This is a genomic window from Faecalicatena contorta, assembly GCF_021531995.1.
Lineage (GTDB): Bacteria > Bacillota > Clostridia > Lachnospirales > Lachnospiraceae > Dorea_A > Dorea_A contorta_A.
The window spans coordinates 1-1,934 of sequence record NZ_JAFBIZ010000218.1; the positions used below are offsets into that span (position 1 = coordinate 1).

Here is a 1,934-nt window from a genome sequence, read left to right on the forward strand (position 1 = left end):
AAGGTAGTGTCAAATAAGTTATGAAAAAACAGAGCCAATAAAATAAGGCTCAAATGAACCTTGATAATTGCAGATATTTATTCTAATAAGCTCTCCGAGGGCTTAGGGCGCTGCCCTAAGAACCTGCAAGGGACTTGTCCCTTGACCCGTTATCGGGCTCCGCCCGAACCTGTCCTCGCCGGAAAGCAGGAAAAGGGTGCAGTTGCCCCTTTTCTCTTGGATAGGATTATCCGTGAGCCTTATGTCAATAGACTTTCGCGGCATATCCTCACAGTCGGCGATGCCGCTTGCTCCGGTATTCCACGGTTCTATTGACAACAGCTCCGCTCCGTTGAAGTAGTACCGGTTTTCTGCATGTTCAGGATGGTCTGCTGGCCAAGGAAGATGAGAAGCTGCCATTTACCTGGCATGTTATCAGCACCTTGCAGCATTTCCACTTCGTTGAGGACTTTGTAGTTATTGTGTTTGTGCGGACGAAGGAAGTTATAGTAAGCAACCCAGAGAGCAAGGTCATAGTTGGCACCGTCGATGTTGTCAAAACCGTTCGTATGACGGTAAGAAGCCTTATAGGTGCGGTTCAGTCTCTCAATCATCTGTTTGAAGGGACGGTATTCCGTAGAAACAGCATCGTCGTTGGTAAGTCCAATCACCTGAGTAATCTTGAAGGTAAAGTCTTTCCCAAACTTCTTTACGAATTCCATTGCAGCGAGAGGATAGGCGCTGTAGCCATCAGCGATGAACTTAAAGTTGTCCGGCAGTTTTGTAAGACCCTGAAATGCCATACGCATTGCAAGAATGCAGGGACCCACCCCACGGTTATCCGACACCTGGTATCCGATGATGGCGCGGGTGGCGGCATTCATGATAAGCCAGATATAGGTTTTAACACCGCGGATTTTTATGTAGGTTTCATCAGCTGTGAAGACATCTCCTTTTTCGTAGGGATACTGGTCGACAAAGGGTTTAATGCAGATAGCAGCTGTTTTGCAATAGTTGGCGATCTGCTGATGTGAGATGTTGATGTTATACAGATCTTTGAGAGCCTGAGAAGTTTTGCGCAGGGAAAGGCCGAGATTGACATGAAGAGTCAGACATAAGGACATAACATGAGCATTGTGCTTGCTGAATTTCAGGGAAGAGGCATTCTTTGGCAGTGTGGTTAAGTCCATGCTGAAAAAATCCATCGTGAATTCACGGTAGATATAGTGAAGTTTATACTTGTTTTTGCCATAATCCTCTTTCAGATCTTCCTTATCCACTTTTTTGAGGTTGTGGAGATAATAGGGGCATTTGGGATTGACACACTTATGTACGATAAAGTGCTTGCGGTCTTTCTTTGGGACCAGAGTATTGCCACAGTGCGGGCAGCGCAGTTTCACAGAGGAGAATCGACTTTCATCCGGGGAGAATCTCGCATCACAGACCTTACAGAGGAGCTGTCCCTTGGAACCGTTGTTTTTGTACAAAAAAGGTTTCGGTGCATCACAACGGGGACAGGTGCAGGTGTCCGGGATATCACATACGGATCGGCGGCTGACAGGACGGATCTTTTTGCCATAGCGTTTTTCGTAGTAAGGGATGAGATCTTTATAAGTCCAGTCCTGACGGAAATCAGTGATCAGAGGAAGCTCATCAATTTTGAACTTTTGGTATTTGGGGGAATGGGAATCATCAAAAGCCCACTGCTTAAGGGGAATATATCTGCAGATAAAGTTGAGAAGCCAGCAGATTTGTTTATGTTGGTATTGAATAAATTGAAGTAAATAAAGTATAATGTCCATGAGCATTGAATATCCTTTCGGTATTTTGGATTTTTGGTCGAAGACATTATACCAAAAAAGGGAGGTCAATGCTCTTTTTATTTGCAAACCTCCGATAAATCAAGGTTTTAAAGGATTTTAGAACAATAAAAACAGGTAGTTTTTGACACTACC

At 44.5% G+C, this 1,934-nt stretch carries 1 protein-coding gene; it reads right to left on the reverse strand.

Features of this window, described 5'->3' with window-relative positions; genetic code table 11:
• Positions 1 to 308: 308 nt before the first annotated feature.
• Positions 309 to 1,781, reverse strand: coding sequence for a DDE-type integrase/transposase/recombinase (locus tag JQM82_RS15380; RefSeq protein ID WP_235251288.1), 1,473 nt, complete (start codon positions 1,779 to 1,781; stop codon positions 309 to 311).
• Positions 1,782 to 1,934 lie beyond the last annotated feature (153 nt).